The organism is Algoriphagus sp. UBA3586, assembly GCF_002376385.1.
GTDB lineage: Bacteria > Bacteroidota > Bacteroidia > Cytophagales > Cyclobacteriaceae > Algoriphagus > Algoriphagus ornithinivorans.
In genome coordinates this window covers 14503-35199 of sequence record NZ_DFMT01000003.1, presented here as the reverse complement: position 1 = coordinate 35199, position 20697 = coordinate 14503, and the positions used below count along the sequence as shown (strand labels likewise).

Annotated in this window: 22 protein-coding genes; 20 read left to right on the top strand and 2 right to left on the bottom strand. The window is 40.3% G+C overall.

The features are described from left to right. Nucleotide 1: 1 nt before the first annotated feature. The 16 genes from rplO (at nucleotide 2) to cysM (ending at nucleotide 11685) form a co-directional block, all read left to right on the top strand. Complete coding sequence (gene rplO / locus B2906_RS00300; RefSeq protein WP_091652863.1) at nucleotides 2-448, top strand: 50S ribosomal protein L15; 447 nt, start codon at nucleotides 2-4, stop codon at nucleotides 446-448. 4 nt (nucleotides 449-452) lie between these two features. Continuing rightward, nucleotides 453-1772 carry a preprotein translocase subunit SecY gene (gene secY / locus B2906_RS00295; protein WP_091652866.1) on the top strand — a complete coding sequence of 440 codons (1320 nt, stop codon included), beginning with the start codon at nucleotides 453-455 and terminating at the stop codon, nucleotides 1770-1772. Between the two features lies 1 nt (nucleotide 1773). After that, a complete protein-coding gene (gene map, locus B2906_RS00290; RefSeq protein WP_091652868.1) occupies nucleotides 1774-2547 on the top strand; it encodes a type I methionyl aminopeptidase in 774 nt (257 codons plus the stop codon). A 1-nt stretch (nucleotide 2548) separates the two neighbouring features. Further along, nucleotides 2549-2767: a translation initiation factor IF-1 gene (infA, locus tag B2906_RS00285; RefSeq protein WP_008202999.1), complete on the top strand. Its 219-nt coding sequence runs from the start codon at nucleotides 2549-2551 to the stop codon at nucleotides 2765-2767. Nucleotides 2768-2861: 94 nt separating this feature from the next. After that, nucleotides 2862-2978 carry a 50S ribosomal protein L36 gene (gene rpmJ / locus B2906_RS00280; protein ID WP_091652871.1) on the top strand — a complete coding sequence of 39 codons (117 nt, stop codon included), beginning with the start codon at nucleotides 2862-2864 and terminating at the stop codon, nucleotides 2976-2978. Nucleotides 2979-2980: 2 nt separating this feature from the next. Next, the gene (gene rpsM, locus B2906_RS00275) at nucleotides 2981-3358 is read left to right on the top strand and encodes a 30S ribosomal protein S13 (RefSeq protein ID WP_091652874.1); all 378 of its coding nucleotides are present in this window, start codon (nucleotides 2981-2983) and stop codon (nucleotides 3356-3358) included. Between the two features lie 15 nt (nucleotides 3359-3373). Continuing rightward, a complete protein-coding gene (gene rpsK / locus B2906_RS00270; RefSeq protein ID WP_091652876.1) occupies nucleotides 3374-3772 on the top strand; it encodes a 30S ribosomal protein S11 in 399 nt (132 codons plus the stop codon). Between the two features lie 17 nt (nucleotides 3773-3789). Next, on the top strand, nucleotides 3790-4395 hold the full coding sequence (gene rpsD, locus B2906_RS00265; RefSeq protein ID WP_091652879.1) for a 30S ribosomal protein S4: 606 nt from the start codon (nucleotides 3790-3792) through the stop codon (nucleotides 4393-4395). 39 nt (nucleotides 4396-4434) lie between these two features. Further along, complete coding sequence (locus B2906_RS00260; RefSeq protein ID WP_091652882.1) at nucleotides 4435-5424, top strand: DNA-directed RNA polymerase subunit alpha; 990 nt, start codon at nucleotides 4435-4437, stop codon at nucleotides 5422-5424. Nucleotides 5425-5429: 5 nt separating this feature from the next. After that, a complete protein-coding gene (rplQ, locus tag B2906_RS00255) occupies nucleotides 5430-5963 on the top strand; it encodes a 50S ribosomal protein L17 (protein WP_144606829.1) in 534 nt (177 codons plus the stop codon). A 115-nt stretch (nucleotides 5964-6078) separates the two neighbouring features. Then, nucleotides 6079-7176 carry a glutamine-hydrolyzing carbamoyl-phosphate synthase small subunit gene (gene carA / locus B2906_RS00250; protein ID WP_219956901.1) on the top strand — a complete coding sequence of 366 codons (1098 nt, stop codon included), beginning with the start codon at nucleotides 6079-6081 and terminating at the stop codon, nucleotides 7174-7176. A 21-nt stretch (nucleotides 7177-7197) separates the two neighbouring features. Then, nucleotides 7198-8481, top strand: a complete 1284-nt coding sequence (eno, locus tag B2906_RS00245) for a phosphopyruvate hydratase (RefSeq protein ID WP_144606826.1) — start codon at nucleotides 7198-7200, stop codon at nucleotides 8479-8481. Between the two features lie 655 nt (nucleotides 8482-9136). Beyond that, the gene (locus tag B2906_RS00240) at nucleotides 9137-9424 is read left to right on the top strand and encodes an FtsB family cell division protein (RefSeq protein WP_091652892.1); all 288 of its coding nucleotides are present in this window, start codon (nucleotides 9137-9139) and stop codon (nucleotides 9422-9424) included. Then, nucleotides 9405-9956 (top strand): hypothetical protein, encoded by a 552-nt coding sequence (locus B2906_RS00235; protein ID WP_219956900.1) that lies wholly within the window; start codon nucleotides 9405-9407, stop codon nucleotides 9954-9956. The genes B2906_RS00240 and B2906_RS00235 overlap by 20 nt, the downstream gene beginning before the upstream one ends. 18 nt (nucleotides 9957-9974) lie before the next feature. Continuing rightward, nucleotides 9975-10820 (top strand): serine O-acetyltransferase, encoded by an 846-nt coding sequence (locus B2906_RS00230; RefSeq protein ID WP_219956899.1) that lies wholly within the window; start codon nucleotides 9975-9977, stop codon nucleotides 10818-10820. Then, nucleotides 10807-11685: a cysteine synthase CysM gene (gene cysM, locus B2906_RS00225; protein ID WP_219956898.1), complete on the top strand. Its 879-nt coding sequence runs from the start codon at nucleotides 10807-10809 to the stop codon at nucleotides 11683-11685. Before B2906_RS00230 ends, cysM begins: the two co-directional genes overlap by 14 nt. Before the next feature lie 61 nt (nucleotides 11686-11746). On the opposite strand, the gene B2906_RS00220 is transcribed toward cysM, so the two are convergent. Further along, nucleotides 11747-12658: a sugar phosphate isomerase/epimerase family protein gene (locus tag B2906_RS00220; protein ID WP_219956897.1), complete on the bottom strand. Its 912-nt coding sequence runs from the start codon at nucleotides 12656-12658 to the stop codon at nucleotides 11747-11749. Nucleotides 12659-12809: 151 nt separating this feature from the next. On the opposite strand from B2906_RS00220, the gene B2906_RS00215 reads away from it, so the two are divergent. Genes B2906_RS00215 through B2906_RS00200 form a run of 4 tightly spaced genes read left to right on the top strand, consistent with a single transcriptional unit; the run spans nucleotide 12810 to nucleotide 19015 of the window. Further along, a complete protein-coding gene (locus tag B2906_RS00215; RefSeq protein WP_219956896.1) occupies nucleotides 12810-13484 on the top strand; it encodes a hypothetical protein in 675 nt (224 codons plus the stop codon). After that, nucleotides 13477-16221, top strand: coding sequence for a TonB-dependent receptor (locus B2906_RS00210; protein ID WP_219956895.1), 2745 nt, complete (start codon nucleotides 13477-13479; stop codon nucleotides 16219-16221). The genes B2906_RS00215 and B2906_RS00210 overlap by 8 nt, the downstream gene beginning before the upstream one ends. Further along, nucleotides 16221-17375, top strand: a complete 1155-nt coding sequence (locus tag B2906_RS00205) for a DUF4249 domain-containing protein (protein WP_219956894.1) — start codon at nucleotides 16221-16223, stop codon at nucleotides 17373-17375. The genes B2906_RS00210 and B2906_RS00205 overlap by 1 nt, the downstream gene beginning before the upstream one ends. 50 nt (nucleotides 17376-17425) lie before the next feature. Next, on the top strand, nucleotides 17426-19015 hold the full coding sequence (locus tag B2906_RS00200; protein ID WP_219956893.1) for a hypothetical protein: 1590 nt from the start codon (nucleotides 17426-17428) through the stop codon (nucleotides 19013-19015). Nucleotide 19016: 1 nt separating this feature from the next. Here the strand turns inward: B2906_RS00200 and B2906_RS00195 are convergent, their stop codons facing one another. Continuing rightward, nucleotides 19017-20684 (bottom strand): mechanosensitive ion channel family protein, encoded by a 1668-nt coding sequence (locus tag B2906_RS00195; RefSeq protein ID WP_219956892.1) that lies wholly within the window; start codon nucleotides 20682-20684, stop codon nucleotides 19017-19019. Nucleotides 20685-20697 lie beyond the last annotated feature (13 nt).

The window sequence follows — 20697 nt, the reverse complement described above, 5'->3', positions numbered from 1 at the left end:
TATGAAACTGCATACATTACAACCAGCCGAAGGATCAACCAAAAATCGTAAGAGAATTGGTAGAGGTACTGGATCCGGTAGAGGGGGAACTTCTACAAGAGGTCATAAAGGTGCAAAATCAAGATCCGGTTATAAGACTAAATTGGGCTTTGAAGGTGGTCAAATGCCACTTCAAAGAAGAGTTCCTAAATTTGGTTTCAAAAGCTTGAACAGAGTTGAGTTCAAACCGGTAAATTTGGATACCTTGCAAAGCCTTGCAACGACCTACAATCTTGAATCAATCGATATGGATACAATGGTGTCTCATGGCATCGCTTCCAAAAACGACAAAATCAAGATTTTGGGCGGAGGTGAATTGAGTTCCAAAGTATCAGTAACTGCTCATAGCTTCTCTGCCAGCGCTGTAGCTGCCATTGAAAAAGCGGGTGGTTCAGTAAACAAGATTTAATTAAATGAAAAAGTTTATTTCGACAGTTAAGAACATTTTCTCTATCGAAGACCTACGAGTGAGAATCTTGAATACGATCGGTTTTTTGATCATTTTCAGATTGGGTTCTTTTATCGTACTTCCTGGAGTTGATCCTTCTAAATTAGGAGGACCTCAAGAAGGGATATTTGGTCTGATAGATACATTCCTAGGTGGTGCGTTTAGTAATGCCTCCATCTTTGGACTGGGTATTATGCCTTACATTTCTGCTTCCATCGTGTTGCAGCTGTTGACTGTCGGAGTACCCTACTTTCAAAAAATGCAAAAGGAGGGTGAATCTGGAAGAAAAAGAATCAACCAGATCACTCGAGTTCTTACCATTCTGATTACAATCGCGCAAGGTATAGGCTACGTTACAGCTACTATACTACCTACTGGCGCAGTGATGGTAAGTACTTCCTTGTTCATGTTCAGCTCCCTTGTGTTGCTTTCTGCTGGAACTATGTTCTGTATGTGGTTAGGAGAGAAAATCACAGAGAAAGGTATCGGAAACGGTATCTCAATGTTGATCATGATTGGTATTATTTCTCGATTCCCTGGAGCATTAATTGCTGAAGGTGTTGAGAAAGGATCCTCAGGTCTTTTGCTTCTATTAATTGAAGCGGGTGTGTTGTTCTTTGTAGTAGTTGGGGTGATTGCCTTGACAGAAGCTACAAGAAGAATTCCGGTTCAATATGCCAAGCAAGTTGTAGGCGGCAAGGTTTATGGAGGACAGCGTCAGTACATTCCAATTAAAGTGAATGCGTCTGGTGTAATGCCTATCATCTTTGCTCAGTCTTTAATGTTCGTTCCAGCTTTGATCGCTCAGATTTGGGCAGGTGAAAGTGATATAGCTAACTATATCGGAACGACCTTCTCTGACTTCACTTCTTGGCAGTATAACTTGCTCTTTGCAGTATTGATCATTGTATTCACTTTCTTCTACACTGCCATCACGGTTAATCCTGAGCAGATTGCAGAAGATATGAAGAGAAATGGTGGGTTTGTACCGGGTATTAAGCCTGGAGCTCCTACCTCTGAGTTTATAGATGGAATCATTTCCAAAATCACATTGCCAGGTTCTATCCTTTTGGCAGCTGTAGCGATTCTTCCTGCCTTGGCTATAATTGCTGGTGTTGGTGGAGAGTTTGCTCAGTTCTATGGAGGTACTTCCTTGTTGATTATGGTAGGTGTTATTATGGATACACTTCGTCAGATTGAAAGTTATCTATTGATGAGACATTACGAAGGAATGATGAAGTCTGGTAATATGAAGAATAATCCTTCTAATTACCAAGTAGCTTAAGATGATTCATTACAAGACCTCAGAGGAGGTTCAAAAGATTAAAGAAAGTGCAGATATTTTGGCGAAAGCCCACGGGGAAGTAGCCAAACATATCAAGGTAGGGGAAAAGACCTCTCACCTAGATAAAATTGCTGAAGAGTTTATTCGGGATCACGGTGCAGTTCCTTCATTTAAGGGCTACAACGGTTTTCCCGCATCACTCTGTATTTCTGTGAACGAAGTTGTTGTTCACGGTTTTCCCAGCGAATATGAATTGAAAGATGGCGATATAATCTCAGTAGATTGTGGAGTCTTTCACCAAGGTTTTCATAGCGATTCCGCTTATACTTACCCTGTCGGTGAAGTTTCCACTCCTGTTCTGAATTTACTTAGAGCCACTAAAGATTCACTTTACTTGGGAATCGAACAGGCAATTTTTGGTAACCGTATTGGGGATATTGGCAATGCCATTCAAAAATTTGTTGAAGCCAAAGGCTATACAGTTGTAAGAGAACTTGTAGGCCATGGACTTGGTAAAAATTTGCATGAGGCACCAGAAGTACCCAATTATGGTAAAAGGGGGAGCGGTCCTCTGTTAAAAGCAGGGATGGTAATTGCGATTGAGCCCATGGTAAATCTTGGATCTAGAAATATTGTCCAAGAGGCTGATGGATGGACAATCCGGACTTCGGATAGAAAACCATCTGCACATTATGAGCATACAGTAGCGATTTTCGAAGATAGAACTGAGGTCTTAACGACCCATAAATACATAGAAGAGAATTTTAAATTCTAATATGGCAAAACAGACATCAATAGAGCAAGACGGAACAATCATCGAAGCTTTATCCAATGCAATGTTCAAAGTCGAGTTGGAAAACGGCCACCAGTTGATTGCGCATATTTCCGGCAAGATGAGGATGAATTACATTAAAATCCTACCTGGAGATCGTGTCAAATTAGAACTTTCTCCATATGATTTATCTAAAGGTAGAATAGTATATCGATATAAATAAACTGATATGAAATCGAGCAAGTCGGATTTTCTTTATTAAAGATGATCCACTGACAAGCGAGATATCATATGGCCGACAATAAAATTATACTCATATGAAAGTTAAAGCATCTATCAAAAAGAGAAGCGTTGACTGTAAGTTGATCCGAAGGAATGGGAAACTTTATGTCATCAATAAGAAGAATCCTAAGTTTAAACAAAGACAAGGTTAATCATGGCTAGAATTGCAGGTGTAGATATACCAGACAATAAGCGCGGGGAAGTAGGTCTTACCTACATCTTCGGAATCGGAAGAAGCTCCGCCAGAGCTATCCTGAGCAAAGCCGGTATCTCTTTCGACAAGAAAGCAGGTGAGTGGAATGATGACGAATCTACCGCTATCCGTAATATCATTGCCGAAGAATTCAGAACCGAAGGTGTTTTGAAATCAGAGATCCAATTGAACATCAAGCGACTAATGGATATTGGTTGTTATAGAGGTTTGAGACACAGAAAAGGACTTCCGGTGCGTGGTCAAAAGACTAAAAACAACGCCAGAACAAGGAAGGGTAAGAGAAAGACTGTTGCTAACAAGAAGAAGGCAACTAAATAAAACCTGATTTAGATTATGGCTCAGAAAAGAAACGATAAAGCAAAAGGTAAAAAAAGAGTAGTAAAGGTAGAAGCTGTAGGTCAGGCGCATATCAAAGCCTCCTTCAACAATATCATCATCTCTATTACCAATAATGCAGGACAAGTAATCTCTTGGGCTTCTGCCGGTAAAATGGGTTTCAGAGGTTCTAAGAAAAATACTCCTTACGCTGCGCAAATGGCCGCTCAAAACTGCGGTCAGGTTGCTTACGACTTAGGTTTGAGAAAAATCGAAGTATTCGTAAAAGGTCCAGGTGCTGGTCGTGAATCCGCGATCAGAACATTGCAAAATGTAGGTTTGGATGTGACTACTATCATCGATGTGACTCCAATGCCACACAATGGATGTCGTCCACCTAAGCGTAGAAGAGTTTAATTATAAAATTGTAAGAAATGGCTAGATATACAGGTCCTAAAGCAAAGATCGCCCGAAAGTTTGGCGAGCCTATCGAAGGGCATAGCAAAGCGCTTCAAAAGAAAAACTATCCTCCAGGACAGCATGGTCGTGGAAGAAGAAAGAAGCAGTCAGAATATGCTATCCAGCTTGCTGAAAAGCAAAAAGCAAAATACATCTACGGTGTATTGGAAAGACAGTTCGCTAAAATGTTTGATATCGCTTCTAGAAAGCAGGGTATCACAGGTGAGAACTTGCTTCAGCTTTTGGAAGCTAGATTGGATAACACCGTCTATAGAATGGGAATCTCCCCAACTAGAAGAGGTGCAAGACAATTGGTTTCTCACAAGCATATTCTAGTAAACGGTGAAGTAGTGAACATTCCTTCTTACTCATTGAAGCCAGGAGATGTGGTTTCTGTAAGAGAACGTTCCAAGTCTTTGGAGGCTATTACCAATAGCTTAGCTGGTAGAGGTGCAAACAAGTATTCCTGGTTAGAGTGGGATAGCGCTTCTTTGTCCGGCAAATTCGTCAGTGTGCCTTCTAGAGATGATATTCCAGAAAATATCAAGGAGCAGCTCATCGTCGAACTTTACTCTAAGTAATATTTACTATTTTCAGCTTTTAAAAAAAGAACAAGATATATGTCCATACTAGCATTTCAAATGCCCGAAAAAGTGGTAATGGAAAAAGCCGATGACTTCCATGGCTTGTTTACTTTCAAACCACTGGAAAAAGGCTATGGAGTTACCATCGGTAACGCCCTAAGAAGAATTTTGCTTTCTTCGTTGGAGGGTTATGCCATCACTTCCATCAAGATTCCTGGAGTGGTGCATGAATTTTCCACCATCGATGGTGTAGTGGAGGATGTGACCGACATTATTTTGAACCTGAAGCAGGTACGTTTCAAGAAAGTGCATGAAGCATTTGACGGAAAGATCACTGTGGAAGTAAAAAATCAGTCTGTCTTCACTGCAGGGGACATTGCGAAGTTCACTTCTTCCTTCGAGGTATTGAATCCGGATTTGGTTATTTGCCACATCGATGAGTCCAAAACTTTCGAGATCGAATTGAATGTCGAAAAAGGAAGAGGCTACTTACCAGCTGAAGAATCCAAACCAAAAGAGCAGGTATTCGGGCAAATTGCCATCGACGCCATCTTTACACCAATCAAAAATGTAAAGTACAGCGTAGAAAATACCCGTGTGGAGCAAAAGACTGACTTCGAAAAATTAATCCTTGAAGTTTCAACTGATGGTTCTATCCATCCTGAGAAAGCACTTCAGGAATCTGCTAAGATTTTGATTCAGCACTTTATGCTATTCTCTGATCAGACTATGGTTCTTGACTCTACTGGAGTTGCCGAGCCAGAGCCAATCGATGAAGAGTTCCTTCACATGAGAAAGCTTTTGAAGACTTCTCTAAGCGATCTAGATCTTTCTGTACGTGCTTTCAACTGTTTGAAAGCTGCTGATGTGAAGACCTTGGGAGATCTTGCCAAGTTAGAAATTTCTGATATGATGAAATTCAGAAACTTCGGTAAGAAGTCACTTGCTGAATTGGAGCAGTTGATTCAGGAAAAAGGCTTGACCTTTGGAATGGATATTTCAAAGTATAAACTTGATGAAGAATAAATAAAATGAGACACGGTAAGAAATTTAACCACCTTGGAAGGAAGGCTGCTCACAGGAAATCAATGCTTTCCAACATGGCAACTTCGCTGATTCTTCACAAGCGTATCTCAACCACGCTTGCCAAGGCAAAAGAATTGAAGAAATATGTGGAGCCTTTGATCACTAGAGCAAAGGAAGATACCACTCACAACAGACGTATGGCTTTCTCTTACTTGAAAAACAAAGAAGCTATCATTGCTTTGTTTGGTGAAGTAATCGCGAAAGTTGGTACTCGTCCCGGAGGATACACTCGTATCATCAAAACTGGTTTCAGATTGGGTGATAACGCTGAAATGTGTATCATCGAATTGGTTGACTTCAACGAATTGATGTTGAAAGATGCGAAGCCTGCTAAGAAAACTACTAGAAGATCTAGAAGAGGTTCTAGCAAGCCTGCTGAAACTACTGCTGCTGCACCTGCTGCTGAAGCAAAAACTGAAGAGCCTAAGGCTCCAGAAGCTTCTGCTGATTCAACTGATGCTGACACAGAAGAAAAGTAAATTGATATTCAATTTAAAATATAGAAAGGATTGGACTCTCGTTCAATCCTTTTTTTATACCCATACATTCCTCCTCCTTGCAAGAAATCTTTAACTTTGGGCAACTTTCTCAAACATGATTAAACATAAAGCAACCTTACTTCTAGCTGACGGAACCGTTTTCCACGGTTCATTGATTGGAAACCCCGGTACCAATGGGGGTGAGATTTGTTTCAATACCGGTATGACTGGCTATCAAGAGATCTATACAGATCCTTCTTATACAGGTCAGGTTATTGTCACTACCACTTCACACATTGGGAATTATGGTGTACATAATGAAGAAGTAGAGTCTGATCATCCTACTATTGGCGGTATCGTTGTCAATAGTTTCTCAGAAGTTTACTCCAGACTGGATGGGCATGGTTCTCTTCAGGATTATTTGGTGAAATATAAAATCACCGGAATAGCAGATATCGATACCCGTAAGTTGGTGAGACATATCCGCTCCCAAGGAGCGATGAATGCAATCATCAGTTCTGAATTTGAAGGCAATTTGGAAGGTCTTAAAGTTGAGCTTGAGAAGTTACCGGACATGAACGGCCTGGAACTTTCATCTCAAGTTTGTACTCAAGAGCCTTATTATTATGGGGATGAAAATGCTTCAATCAAAGTTGCCTGTATGGATTTCGGGATTAAGAAAAATATCCTGAGAAACTTAGCCTCACGCGGAGTTTATTGTAAAGTATATCCAGCTAAAACAAAATTGGCGGAAATGGAAGAGTGGCAGCCAAATGCCTATTTCTTATCCAATGGTCCTGGCGATCCAGCTGTGATGGATTATGCAGTGGAAACTGTAAAGGATATTCTAAATACAGGAAAACCTGTTTTTGGAATTTGTCTCGGACACCAATTATTGGCAGAGTCAGTAGGTATTTCTACTTACAAGATGCACCATGGGCATAGAGGAATCAACCATCCTATCAAAAATATGGTGACAGGTAAAAGTGAAATTACCTCTCAAAACCACGGCTTTAATATCGTAAGAGAAGATACTGAAAAGCATCCTGAGGTGGAGATTACTCATGTTCATCTGAATGACAATACAGTGGCGGGCATCAAGCTGAAAAATAAACCGGCCTTTTCTGTGCAGTATCACCCGGAGTCTTCACCTGGACCGCACGATTCCCGGTATCTTTTTGATGACTTTATCGCCTTAATCAATCAAAATTAAATCTTATAAACCTTTTAGACTATGACGTTGATTCAATCAATTCATGCAAGACAAATCCTCGATTCACGAGGTAATCCAACCGTAGAGGTGGATGTGGTAACAGAAAATGGTGCATTTGGCCGAGCGGCTGTTCCTAGTGGTGCATCTACAGGAGTTAACGAGGCCGTAGAGCTTCGTGACGGTGACAAGAGTGTATATTTAGGAAAGGGCGTATTGAAAGCCGTTTCCAATGTGAATGATATCATTGCCCCGGAATTGGTAGGAATGGAAGTTTTTGAGCAAAACATGATTGACCAGATCATGATTGACTTGGATGGGACTTCCACTAAAAGCCGCTTGGGAGCGAATGCAATACTTGGCGTTTCTTTGGCTGTTGCCAAGGCAGCAGCAATGGAAGCAGGTCAGCCATTATATCGCTATATCGGCGGTGTAAATGCTAATACGCTTCCTGTACCAATGATGAATATCATCAATGGTGGATCTCACTCTGATGCACCTATCGCATTCCAGGAGTTTATGATTCGCCCTGTAGGAGCTCCTAGCTTCTCCGAGGCAATCCGTATGGGAGCTGAAATCTTCCATAATTTGAAAAAAATCCTTCACGATAAAGGTTTGAGTACCGCAGTAGGAGACGAAGGTGGATTTGCTCCAAACTTCTCCGGCGGGACAGAGGAAGCTTTGGGTTGTATTTTAGATGCAATCGAAAAAGCTGGTTATAAAGCTGGTGACGATGTGACTATTGCTTTGGACTGTGCTGCATCTGAGTTTTTCAAGGATGGAAATTATGATTACAAGAAGTTTGAAGGTGATACAGGAGTAATCAGAAGCAGAGAAGAGCAAGTAAACTATTTAGCTTCACTTACTGAGAAATATCCAATCGATTCTATCGAAGACGGATGTGCTGAAGAAGACTGGGAAGGATGGGCTATGTTGACCGCTAAAATCGGAGATAAAGTACAGCTGGTAGGTGATGACTTGTTTGTAACAAACGTGAAATTCCTGCAAAGAGGTATCCAAGAAAAATCGGCTAATTCCATTTTGATTAAAGTAAATCAAATCGGAACATTAACTGAGACCTTAAATGCAATCAGTATGGCACATAAGGCTGGATTTACAGCTGTAATGTCTCACCGATCCGGAGAAACTGAAGATTCAACCATCGCTGATTTGGCTGTGGCAGTTAACTGTGGTCAAATCAAAACTGGATCTGCTTCTAGATCTGATAGAATGGCTAAATACAACCAGTTGCTTAGAATTGAGGAGCAACTTGGCGATGCGGCAGTTTTTAAAGGAAGATTGAAGTAAGTCTTACTAGCTCATAAAACTTTTAAAATCCTCTGTCATAAAGACAGGGGATTTTTTGTTTAAAAAGGTAGGGTCTGGAAGTTAGGTTTCAATTTCTTCTTTGATATTATTTTTTCACCACAGAGGGAAATGATTTTTGATTTACGCCCCGATAGCTATCGGGGTACGATTTACGGGCAGTAAAGAAATTGTTATCGGAAAATTACAGCATAACATTTTTTCATCCACATAAACGTTGCTTCGTTGCGCCGCTGCGAGATTTTCTCACCACAGAAGAGCCAGATTTTGAATTTTTAATTTCAGCTTTAAACAATCAAATCGCATCTCTGAATCTCTGATAGTCTCTTTCAAACCAAAGTCTGCAATCAGAGCGCCTCTCCGATGCTTGACAGCCTAACTATTTGAAGCGCCAGAGGCGTGTTTTGATTGTAGCAATAAATTTGAATAAGAATTCCAGAGAACCAACGGCGCGATTTGATAACTCTTTCAAAAATTTCTTTGCTTCTTCTATCCTTTGCGGGAGAAAATAAGCTTTGCGTCGCTGCGCCGCTGCGAGCATTTTTTTACTTCAAGAGATTTCAAAACCCACAATTATCCTCCACTCGCTTCATTTTTGCATCATTTTTGTAATTTAACTTTCTGTTCTGTTTATACTATGAAGAAGCTTCTCAAACTAGGTGGTAATTTTTATGGATTGGCAACTCTTTGTTTCCTGTCTTGGATGATCTTTATTGACTCCAATAACTTGGTAAACCAGTTTAAACTAAGTCAAAAACTGAATCAGCTGGAGGATCAAAAGGAATATTATCAAGAGCGAAAAGTGAAAATTAAGTCTGAAAGAGAAGAATTAATGAGTAATCCCGAACTCTTAGAGAAGTTTGCCCGTGAAAAATACCTGATGAAGAAGCCAAGCGAAGATCTCTATGTTATTGTCAAAAAATAAACTCCTCACTCTTACTTTTCTTTTATCCTTTGGTCTGTTTTTTCAAGCGCAGGCCCAAAGAGAAATCTATTCAGATTCTGTATCATTCAAAGACAGGCTGTATTTCGGAGGGAACTTTGGGATGCAGTTTGGAACAGTTACTCTATTAGACATTTCTCCTCTTGTTGGTGTTATGATCACTAATAGATATTCTGCAGGAATTGGGGTTACTTATCAATATTTTAATGACAGGAGATTTTTTGGGAATGAATTTTCATCTTATGGCGGAAGGGTATTCAATAGGTTTAATGTACTACCTAATATTTTTATTCATGGGGAGTTCGAATCCTTGAATTTTGAAAATTATAATACCCAATCTGAGCGTTTTGAGAGGATTTGGTCCAATGCCCTGTTCTTAGGCGGAGGCTACTTTGCTCCTTTCGGTGGAGGAAGGGGAGGAGCCAACTTTACTTTCCTATATAATGTGCTTCATGATAATTTAAGGTCTCCTTATGGTGAACCTTATGTGATTCGAGTTGGTTTTGTGTTGTAAGTCTCTCAACTCAAACCTATGAATTCTTTTGTTTCTAAAATTCACCGCGCTCATCAGGAGTGCTCAGATTGCCCCTCTCCCAAGGTGATACAACAATTTTTTGAAGAGGTTTTGGGATTATTATTTCCAGAGTATTCTGTACAAAAGATCAAGGATGAGTCTGAGGTAGAACAAAAATTAGCCGCAAGCCAATTCACTTTGGAAGTGATCCTTCAGAGGAATACCCAGCTTCATGGTCAAAACGGAAAGGAATTGGCAGCTGAGTTTTTCAATAGACTGGAGAAAGTATACGATTGGATTCACTTGGACGTGGATGCAATGTATTCAGGAGATCCAGCAGCCAAATCCAGAACTGAGATTCTTCGTTCTTATCCAGGGTTTTATGCGATAGCAGCCTATAGAATTGCTCATGAACTGCATATGTTGGGAATTAAGTTAATTCCCAGAATGATTACAGAAATTGCTCATAGTCGTACGGGAATTGACATCCATCCAGGGGCTAAAATTGGCAAGTATTTCTGTATAGATCATGGTACTGGTGTAGTGATCGGAGAAACCACAGTAATAGGAGAGCATGTAAAAATTTACCAAGGGGTTACTCTTGGTGCTTTAAGCGTAGCAAAAGCTGATGCAGATAGCAAGCGTCATCCAACCATTGAAGATCATGTAGTGATTTACGCTGGAGCCACTATTTTGGGTGGCGAAACTGTCATTGGAAAAGGGAGTACTATTGGTGGGAATGTCTGGCTGACTAAATCTGTGGCAGCAGGGTCTAAAGTTTATTATCAGGCCCAAATGTACCATGCAGATTCAGAAGTGACGGATGTGTATGTATTCAAAAACGATTCCCATGAAGCTATTTGAATTAATTGGCAATACTCCTTTGGTGGAGCTTTCCCATATCCCGACCAATCCAAAAGTCAAGTTTCTTTGTAAAATGGAGGGCCAAAACCCGGGCGGAAGTGTCAAGGACAGAGCTGCGTTTAATATGCTTCAATCTGCCTTGGATAGAGGGGAAATAAAAAGGGGTGATAAATTGGTTGAGGCTACCAGCGGTAATACTGGAATTGCCTTGGCAATGGTAGCCAAAGTTTTGGGACTGGATATGACCTTGATTATGCCGGACAACTCAACTCGAGAACGGGTACTTTCCATGGAGGCTTATGGGGCAAGAGTTATTTTGACACCAGCAGCTAAAACCATCGAGTATTCTAGAACTCTGGCGGAGGAAATGAATGAGAAAGAAGGCTATTTCATGCTGAATCAATTTGCCAATCCGGATAATTATTTGGCCCATTACAAAACCACTGGACCAGAAATCTGGAATGATACGCAGGGGAAAGTTACTCACTTTGTATCTGCAATGGGTACCACAGGTACTATCATGGGGGTATCTAGATATCTCAAAGAAAAAAATCCTTCAATCCAGATAGTGGGCACCCAGCCTACCGATGGATCGAGCATTCCAGGAATCAGAAGATGGTCTCCAGAATTTTTGCCTGCGATTTTTGAAAAAGAGAGAGTTGACCGAGTGATAGATGTTTCACAGGATCAGGCTACTGAAATGACACGTAGGATGGCCAAAGAAGAAGGAATATTAGCCGGAATGAGTAGTGGCGGAGCTTTACATGCAGCTATCGAGCTTTCCAAAGAACTTGAAGAAGGAGTGATAGTCTGCATTACCTGCGATAGGGGAGACCGGTATTTGAGTTCGGATTTGTTTGGGTGAAAAGCATAAATAAATGTTAGTTTTTTGTCTTTAAACTCAGGCTAAATGAGCCCAATTTTTTTCAAAAAAACCGCTTCATTTTCTCCAACCCTTCTTTCACAACCACTTCCGCATCCATGGCATAGTAGGTTGGATTGAAAAGCTCTAAGGACAAAATAATGGGTTTTCCTTTAGCTTTGAGCGTATTGGCAAGTTCTTGCATGGGAGCAGCCCCGTCGCCTGGCATAACTCTATCCTTATCCTGTTGCTCCAAGCGCGGAATATCACCGGGTACATCATTCATATGGAAAATATCAATGGCTTGCCCGTCTAGGAGTTTCATGCCTTCAAAACCGGAGCCTCCTCGGAAAAGGTGATACACATCTGCAAGGATTTTTGCATCAGGATCGTTAGCCACAGCGGCAACCATCATGGCTTGACCCAAATGATGAAATGAAGGGAAAGCTCCCCAGAATTCCAGTTGGGGCATTACACCTGTTTTCCTGCCAAGATCCAATAATTGTTTGTACTTCTCTCCCGCCTCCATCAAGTTTAAAGGTGCCTCCGAACCAATAGCAGGAGCAGCTACGCGAGGGCAGCCTAATTCAGCCAAGACCCCCATCTCTTTTTCCATTTGAGCAAATCCAACTTTACTTTTTTCAGCATCTTGGGACATCCAGGTAGGAAAACCTATGCAATCGAAAAATTCCAGCCCCGCATCGGATGCTAATTTCTTGAGTGAAGCCAAGCTTTTTCCGGAATCCAAATAGGTTTGAATCTCCATCATCCATGGCTCAAAGCCATCATATCCAGCTCTTGCGGCTAGTTCGATGATTTGGGGAAGGCTCAATTTTTGTCCGCGAATAGTAGAAGTATTGAGAGAAAACCGAAACTGAGGTAGCGTTTTTTCCGCTGCTTTCGTTACAGCAAGAGGAGCTCCCACTGCTATGGATGAAAGGGCAATGCTTTTGAGTACTTGTCTTCTACTGGTCATATGGGGCTCATTTAGTGGATAGATTTTTCCTTCTAAAAGGAAACTTTGCCTTTCTAAACATAATTTTTAAAAACCTGAATCAAAAATCGATTCTCTCGTATTTTCGACCATGAGGAAAAGAATTTTTTTACTGGGCCTAATTAGCCTATCAATGGTTGGGGCATTTGCTCAGAGCCTCCAAGAAAATTTGGCTAACCTGGAATTTTACCAGGAAAAGCTACCTTTTTTTCAGGAGTTGATCACTGGAGCCCAATACCCTGAGCCTCCCAAAAACCATGAAGGCTTTCCTTTTTTGAAAGGCAGGTCTTTTGAATACGGCGGCTTAACCATCAATCAAGTGTATTACCCTGACATCCCTCTTTTATATGATATCAGATATGATCAGGTCATTACAGTACATCCCATTTACATGCAAAAGCTTCTTATAAACCCAGCCAAAATCAATTCATTTAGACTTGGGGATGGAAGCAATTTCGAGCAGTTGACCGGAAATGAGTCTTATGCTCACCATAAAAACGGATTTTATGAAATTGTGGAAGAGGGGAGTGTGACCTTGCTCGCCAAGCATTATAAAATTCCGAAACCCACCCGCGAATTGGGAGATTATGTGGCTAAATATGAGGAGTTCGAAGATTTTTTTATTTGGGATGGTGGCCAGTTTTTTTCCATAAAAACAAAGAAGTCTGCGATTAAAACTCTGGAATTGAGTAAAAAACTTGTCCGGGAGAATCTGACTAGAAAAGGTATTTATTATGGAAGCAACAAGAGACGATACCTAAAGATGTTAATTCAAATTCATTCACAAATAGGTACTGAAAATGAATAAAAGATTTTTAATCGCATTGCTAGGAGTTTTTTGCCTGTCCTTTGGTCTAGCAGAGGCTCAAACGCAGGAGAAAATCACAGGACTTTTTGCGGGAGTATCTTTTGAAAGGTTTGCTGAGCTCATAGAAAAGGAAACCTCCTATCGCTTTGTCTTTGATCCGAAGGTGATGGAGGAAGTTTCGGTTAATATCCAGGCGAAAGAGGGGAAATTAGATGATCTCCTGACCGCAATTTTTCAAGGGACCAGTTGGAAGTTTTCCATAGCTGCCGACAATAGGGTATTTATTACCTCAGGAAGAAAAATGCCTGTTGAATTTGTAAGGGGATATTTTGAGCCTAAAAACCAGGTTTCCAAGTTGGCAACAGATCAACAGGAAGATTTAGGTGCCTTTGCTAGGAACATGCGATATGAAATCGGAAAGGACAAAGAAGACCCCGCTCAAAAGACCGCAGTGCTATCTGGTAAAGTAAGCAACATAGAAAATGGTGAGCCCATGCTGGGAACAGTGATTTATGAAAACATTGGTTTTCAAAAGTCCATCACTGATGAAAATGGGTACTATCAAATCACCCTGCCTAAAGGAAGACATACTTTAATAATTCAAAATCCAGGAGGCTATCAAGAGCAGCGTCAAATAGAGCTTTTCGGAAATGGAGTCTTAAATATGGAGGTACAGGAAAGTTTTCTTTCTTTAGATGAAGTAGTAGTAAGCTCTGGGGCATTGTCCAATATTAACAAACTTGAAATGGGAGTTCAATCCATTTCTATGGCAGAGGTAAAGCGTCTTCCGGCTATTTTGGGAGAAGTGGATGTGCTGAGGGGCATATTAACCATGCCCGGTGTAAATACTGTAGGAGAGGCGAGTGTTGGCTTCAATGTAAGAGGAGGTGCTGCTGATCAAAATCTAATTCTCTATAATCAATCGACCGTATTTAATCCTGCACATGTCTTTGGGTTTTTCTCTGCCTTCAATCCTGATATGGTGGCAGGAGTGGAGCTTTACAAAGGTTCTGTTCCTGTTAATTATGGGGGCAGGCTTTCCTCAGTGCTTCAGGTAAGTCCAAAGTTTGGAAGATCTGATAAAATCGGTGGAAGTGGGGGTATAGGAATCATGACTGGCAGATTGAGCTTGGAAGGCCCTATAGGAGAAAAGACCACTTTTATTCTAGGTGGGAGATCTACTTACTCTGATTGGGCTTTGAATTTATTGGATGATGAAGCTGCCTTAAATGGTTCAAGAGCCTCTTTCTATGATTTTAATGCCAATGTTAGGCATATTTTTAACGAGAAAAATCATTTGGAAGTCACTAGCTACATTTCCAAAGATGAGTTTGCCTTTGATCCTGACACTACCTATTCCTATCAAAATCTAAATGTAGCAGCGACTTGGCGTCACTTTTATAATGAACAGTTGGAAGCTCGGTTTACTGCTGGTTATGATGCATATCAATTTGGAATTATCGGGCAGGATAATCCTTTAAATGCATTTGATTTCAATTTTGATGTAAAGCAAGTCCATTTGAGAACCGATTGGGAATACAGAAAGGACCTCAACCATATTTATAAATTTGGGCTCCACGCAATCCAATACCAATTAAATCCTGGGACAAATAACCCCTTTGGCACAGAGTCAATTGTAATTCCTCAGGATTTGGAAAATGAACAAGCGCGGGAGTTAGCAATCTATTTTGGAGACGAATGGACGATCAACGAGCGCCTTTCAGTTAGTTATGGAGGCCGATATATGTTGTACCAATTTTATGGTCCCAATACCGTGAAAGAGTATGTGCCCGGAGCACCCATAATTGAAAGCAACCTTACGGGGGAAAGAAATTTTGGAAAAGGAGAAACTATTCAGACCTATCATGGACCAGAATTCCGGCTTTCTGGTAGGTATAACTTAACCAACCAATCTTCAATTAAAGCTGGGTTTACTACAACAAGGCAAAACATTCATTTGCTCTCCAATACTTCCGTAATAGCTCCTACAGACTCATGGAAACTCAGTGATTCATATATCAAGCCTCAAACAGGAGGGCAGTTTTCTTTAGGATATTATCAAAATATTGGAGTAACAAAATTTGAATTTTCCTCTGAAGTCTACTACCGGTACATGAGTAATATTCTGGATTATAGGTCAGGAGCATCTATTATTCTAAATGAGGATATAGAGCAAGATGTACTCAATTCCCTCGGTAGAGCTTATGGTATTGAATTTTTATTGAAAAAGAACACAGGCATTTTAAAAGGCTCACTGGCATATACCTATTCTCGTTCCTTACTGAGAACCTCTGATGAACCGAGTATTGAAAAAATTAATCAGGGTGCTTTTTACTCCAGTAATTTTGATCAGCCCCACCATGTCGTATTAGTGACAAATTACGAATTGAGTAAGCGAATAAATGCTTCTTTAAATGGGAATTATAGCACCGGAAGACCGGTAACCTTACCTATTTCAAAATTTGAGTATGGCGGATCTGAAAGGGTTTATTTTTCGGATAGAAATGCCTACAGAATTCCGGATTATTTCAGAGTTGACCTTTCTGTCAATTTGGAAGGAAATCATAAAGTAAAAAAACTCGCCCATTCGTCCTGGTCAGTCGGAGTCTACAATGTATTGGGTAGAAGTAATCCTTATTCAGTCTATTACACCCCAGTAGAAGGAAAATTAAGAGGGTATCAATTATCCATTTTTGCTAAACCAATTCCATTTATTACTTACAATTTCAGATTTTGATGAAAATACAGAACCTTTCTTTTTTCTTGCTTCTTTTGCTCTTTTGGGGGTGTAGGGAGCCTTTTGAGCCGGAGATTGAAGCACGGGATCTCAATGTTCTGGTGGTAGAAGGTTATCTCGATTCGGAAGGATTAAGTAGTAATTTAAGATTGAGCTTTACTTCCAATATCCAAGATGAATTTAATTTCAATCCTTCAGCGCTTGGTGCTACTGTTTACTTGGAAAGCAGTTCCGGCGCGAGATATTCCCTTTTAGAGCGAGGTGAGGGTATCTATGAATTCCAACATGATATTCCTGAAAATGAAACTTATCAATTAAGGATTTTTCTCAATGATGGTACGAGCTATACCTCTAGTGAATTAAAGCCTGTGATTACTCCTGAGATTATTGATGTTGGTTTTGAACAAAATGAGGCTGGTGTGGAGGTGTTTTTGACCACCAAAGGTAATCCTGATGCAGATGATTTTCTCTGGACTTATGAGGAAACTTGGGCTTTTCGCCCTCCAATTATCTCTTTTGACAAATATGATCCAGAATTGAAAAGGATTATTCCGCGTTCAGCCGAAGAGCGAATTGATTTATGCTATCGAAGTGCCTTAAATTCTGATCTGATTTTAGAGACCTCCTCTAGATTTCAAGATCAATTTGTATTTAGACAATCTATCAAGCAAATCAATCTAGGAGATGAGCGACTTTCCCTTCGCTACAGTATTTTGATCTCGCAAAAGGCTCTAAGCAAAGATGCAGTTGAATTTTGGGAAATTTTAAAGAAAAATACAGATGATTTAGGCTCAATTTTTAGTCCACTCCCTTCGAATATTAGAGGGAATATAAAGCAAGACCAAAACCCTGATGTCCCGGTAATTGGGCAGGTGAGTTTAGGGAAAGTTCAACAAAAGAGGCTTTTTATTGATATTAGAGAAGTGGCACCATGGAGGCCGGAAGTTCCTGAGTATGCAGGATGCTTTTTGTCTGCTGATACGGTTTTTGTAGCAAATTATGATGCTGTTTTCCGCTCCGAAATCAATATACCGGCTTTGCCTATTTATCTCGAAAATGCCATTGAGCCAATCGGCTACAGGTATTCCACTCCAAGATGCGTGGACTGTACTCGAAGAGGAACTAATATTAGACCTGATTTTTGGGAAGAATGAGCATGCTGCCTAAAATATATCGTCCCATATGCATAGTGATTCTTGCTTTTATGTATCACTTGCCCAATGCTTTCTGTCAAAATCTTGTAGAAGAACAGGTTTCATACAGTATTCCTAAGACTATTTATTTTACTGAAGAAAAAATATGGATTTCTGCAGAAGTTACTCAGAAAGGAAAGCCTAGCTCCTCCCAGGTGCTCTATGCAGAATTGTTAAATCGGGAAAATGAGTCCGTTCATTTAGCGAAGATCTTACTAGAACAAGGAGAGGCATTGCACTTTTTGGAAATTCCTTCCAATCTTCCTTCAGATCATTATTTATTGAGAATATATACCCGTATCAGTCCCTTGCTCAATTTGGAAAATGGGATGAAGCAACAATTGGTTACTATTTTCAATCCAAGAATCCCTCCGAAGGTAGTAGCCAATAGGTCAGAGCAAATAGTCAAAAAAGGACATCAAAAAGAGAGCTATACTTTGATCCAAGGTCAATTCAACCCAAAGGAAATTATAGATATTCCTGAAGAATTAAAGGGGCAAAAAATACAAGAGCTCAAGGTAAGCTTGGTTAATCCATTCTTGGAAGAGGAAAGACAAATCTCATCCTCTCAATTGTATGAAGGAAAAGCCGAGGGAGTTTTAATACCAGAATTGTTTGGACATATCGTAGCTGCCAAGGTGAACCCAAATGAAGTGGACACCTCTAAGGTTTACTTTCTTTCTGTTCATGGAATAGAGTCAGCACTCTACTCAGATAGACCAGATGCAAATGGAAATCTATTTTTTGATATCGGTGGCCTGAAGCATTGGAAGTTCTTGATTGCTCAGGCAGATCAAAATGGAGATCTGATGAATTTTGAACTTCAATCTCCGGCAGTAAAAACCCGTTTCAAGAATGGATTCACTTTCCCTCAACTTGAGATATCATTGGCAGATCAAGAGTTGCTTCAAAAACTATTATTGAGCAGTGGAGTGCAAACTTATTTTCGAGAAAAATTGAATCAGGAACCTGTTCCAGTAGTCACGGGTTTTGTTGCTGATTACTCCTATAATCTCGATGATTATACTCGCTTCGAAAGTGTGGAAACGGTGATCAAAGAATATGTCCCTTCTGTAGCAGTTAGGACCCGATCAGGGAAGAAAGAATTTAGATCTAATAATGAATTCGGGAATCGGTTCGAAGGTAACCCCTTGATGCTGGTAGATGGAATGCCAGTTTTCAATTCGGATCAATTGGCGGCATTTAATCCAAAAAGCTTCGAAAAGTTGGATGTGCTGGCAAGGGTCTTTTACCTGAATGAACAGAACTACGAAGGGGTGATTAGTTTCTCTTCTTACAAAAGTGATGTTGGTGGCTTTCCTTTACCGACCAATGCCATCTATTCTCCTTATCAAGGTATCCAAATTCCCGTGGAGCTTGAGTCCGAATTCGGTCAGCCTCAGGAAATCAGAAATCTTCAAGACTTAAGGTCTGTACTAACCTGGAAATCAGAAGCTAGAGGTAGGGTAGATCTTTCTGAAGTCAAAATTATAACTTCAGATTTACCGGGATTGTACCAAATGTCTATTCAATATCAATCGGAAGATGGAAGCGCACAAAGCTGGGAAAGTTATTTCGAAGTAAAAGCTGCAGAAGATTAGATTAGTCGTTTTTCTTATGAATCTCCTGCTGCATAAATTCCCCCAGTTTTTTCTGGTAGTACACAGATTCAGTCGCATATTCCGGTACTAATCCCTTTTTCTCAGGGAAAGATTCCATGTGCAAGGTTTGCGTAGGGAAGGCAAATCTAACGCCCAAAGTATTTGCCAGCTTGACTATTTGTATCAATAATTCATGTCTGCAGCGAAGCTCTTCCGGCCAGGTTGGGACTTCGAAAAAGACGTAAAACATGATGTCTTGGCTATAGGCTGAAAGGTTGTTGAAATAAACATTAAAATAATCCTTTCGGGTATTAGGATGTGCTAAGACAATCTCCTTTAATCCTTTGACAAATTCCTCAATCAGCTGTGGAGGAGTATCATAAGTAATGGTTAGAGTAGTATAAAATCTCCTATACTGTCTCAGTCCATGGTTATCCAATACAGCATCTGCAATTTTTCCATTTGGGACATACATCAAGGAATTTCTGAATGTTCTGATTCTGGTAGATCTAAAGCCTACTTCTTCCACTGTACCATCAATATCTCCGGATGTAATCCAGTCGCCCACCTGAAAAGGTTTGTCAATAAATATCATGACTGAACCAAAGAAGTTTTTGATGGTGTCTTGAGCTGCCAGAGCGATTGCCACACCACCGATAGAAAGACCAGTTAGGAATGGGATAATGTCTAGGTTCAGGCCATCTCTGAGGATAAAAAGGGTACCGATGATGACCACAAATGCTTTTAGCGTTTTGCGCATCAGTGGCACTAACTGGTCGTCAAGGGTAGATTCTGTTTTGGTTGCTAGTCTTGCAAAATATACGGCTACCACATTGACCAATTTGTAAAAAATGACCGTGATCAGGAATGGCTTTAAAGTATTCAGGATAATCACAATCCAGGACCATATTTCTACGGGTAACTGTAATACCGGAAGAAACAAGGACAAGACCATTACAATCAGATAGAAGCTAGTCACTCTAGCAACGGGGAGAAGATAATTTTCTCCTAATTTTTGATAACCTACTCTTCTGAAAAAGTAAACCAGCACCTTGTCTACCACGAAAGTGAAGAAGAAATGGGCAACAAATACCAATAAAATCAGGAAGAATATGCCTGTTAATTGCCACAGGTGAAGACCTAAATATTCATCATTTCCTATTTTAGGAAGGAGATTGAGTAATCGGTCCGTCCCATAAGGATAAGTCTGCTGATGGAGATCATCTATCTGACTTACTGTGAAAGATGAAAATTTCCACTGCTTTCCAACTTTCTCCAGGAATACCCCAGGCATTTTTGATTTATCAAAAAAATAAACCGATTCAGGTGCGCCTGAAGTGGTGTCTTGGTAATTAGGTAAGTTTGGGATAGAACTGGTGCGAATAATCACGCCTTTCCCTTCAAAAATCTGCTTTAGCTTGACACTTAATTTTTCATCATCATACTCTTCTTCCAAGCCTGTGAAATCCAAGGCTCTCGAAGCTCTTTCAGGCTTATAGTTGCTCTCCTCTAGATTATAGAAGAAAGTAAGCGTGGTATGATAGGGTGAGCTTAAATTTACCTCTTTGGCGACTGTTTCAACTTTTGGATTATCAGTGATAAGCTGCGCAGAGGCAAATCCAATAAAAAAGAATGTAAAAAGGCAGTTGACTAGAAATTTCTGAAGCATAGGATCTCTAATG